The organism is Ruminococcus sp. 1001136sp1_2201st1_G3_2201SCRN_220225, from assembly GCF_040924365.1.
GTDB lineage: Bacteria > Bacillota > Clostridia > Lachnospirales > Lachnospiraceae > Blautia_A > Blautia_A faecis.
Genome location: NZ_JBCOME010000134.1, coordinates 1 through 1566 on the forward strand (window position 1 = coordinate 1; position 1566 = coordinate 1566).

A 1566-nucleotide genomic window follows, 5' to 3' on the forward strand; every position below is an offset into this window, starting at 1 on the left:
GTATACATCCACATATCCAATAAAACTGTTATGGGAATAAAGAGTCCGCTTGATCATCCTGTCAAAAAAAAACGAGGACATAAATCTAAGAGAAACGCAGGTGATGCAAATGAATCATGACATCACCATTCAGGATGTATTCCATCGATTTCTTCCGCAATACTGTGAGACACACAACTTTTCTCCCCAACAGCAACTAACGGCACTGTGTATCTCCAAATGCCATACTCTTGAAATGGGAGCCAATTTAAGCGAATGCGAAAACTGTCACAAGAAATATATTCATTATAATTCATGCAAGAACCGTCACTGCCCCATGTGTCAAGGAATGGAGGTCGATGAATGGATTGACAAACAGCAGGAAAATGTACTGGATGTTCCATACTTTCATACGGTTTTTACAGTTCCTGAAAAATTATATTCCCTGATTTATTCAAATCAGAAACTCCTTTATGATGCTTTGTACCATGCAGCACATCAAACAATGGAAGAACTGTCTGCGGATCCGAAGCATCTTGGAGCAAGGATTGGATATATCTGCGTACTTCATACTTGGGGCTCCAGGATGAATTATCATCCTCATCTCCACACCATTGTTCTTGGCGGTGGACTTGATGCTGCAAACAAGTGGAAGGATAAAGGAAAGAAGTTTTTCTTTCCGGTTAAGGTCATGTCTGCCGTCTTCAAAAAGTATTATCTTCGTGAGCTGAAACAATTCTGGGAAGATAAAAAACTTGAGTATCATGGAACGGCAGCACATTTGAAAAATCATTATGAATTCAAAGCTTTACTGAATTCCCTCTACGATAAGAACTGGGTTGTATATACGAAGGAGGCATTCAATGGAGCGGATTCTGTGATCCACTACCTTGGCCGTTACACTCATCGTATCGCTATCAGTAACCGTAGAATTGTCAGCATGACAGATGAAACTGTTACCTACCTCGTAAAGGATTACAAGAATGGCGGTAAATATATCGAACAAACCATTAAAGGAACAGAGTTTCTGCGAATGTTTCTAATGCATGTGCTCCCTAAAGGTTTTGTCCGAATTCGCCACTATGGCCTGCTTTCCTGTAGGAACAAGAAAGAAAAGATGGCACACTGCCGGAAGCTTCTCAACTGCATTCAATATATTTCAAAACTCCGAGGCAAAACCTGTGCGGAAAAGCTGATGATCCTTTACAAAAAGGATATCTGTAAATGTGAAGCCTGTGGAGGAAATCTTCATTCACTATCGCTTCGAGGACGCTATATGTTGACTTGAGTGAAGGAATTTGAATACTGAAAAACAGCCTCCTGAAAGAAGGCTTATTAAGTGTACCCTTCATTCGATAAGACAGGTTACTATTTTGAATATATGATGGAATCAGTTTCCAATGCATAGATTCTTTGGTAAAATCAAGAAGAAGGAAATCGATTGAAACTCCATACTGTATCGTCTGGAGTGACGCGATTTTGTTCAATCGGTAAAAATCGGTGTGCAGTCCAGAGAAAAGGGCAGCTATCAATAGATGGTAAGCTGTTTTTTTCTCTGTCCTGACACCGATTGTTCACGTATCAATT

At 40.0% G+C, this 1566-nt stretch carries 1 protein-coding gene; it reads left to right on the top strand.

The annotated features are described in order from the left end of the window. Positions 1–103: 103 nt before the first annotated feature. Positions 104–1267 (top strand): IS91 family transposase, encoded by a 1164-nt coding sequence (locus AB5642_RS20240; protein ID WP_173719756.1) that lies wholly within the window; start codon positions 104–106, stop codon positions 1265–1267. Positions 1268–1566: the final 299 nt, after the last annotated feature.

Excerpts from the sequence above, each read along its gene's own strand:
- AB5642_RS20240 (WP_173719756.1), top strand. The coding sequence starts at position 104 with ATGCAAATGAATCATGACATCACCATTCAGGATGTATTCCATCGATTT.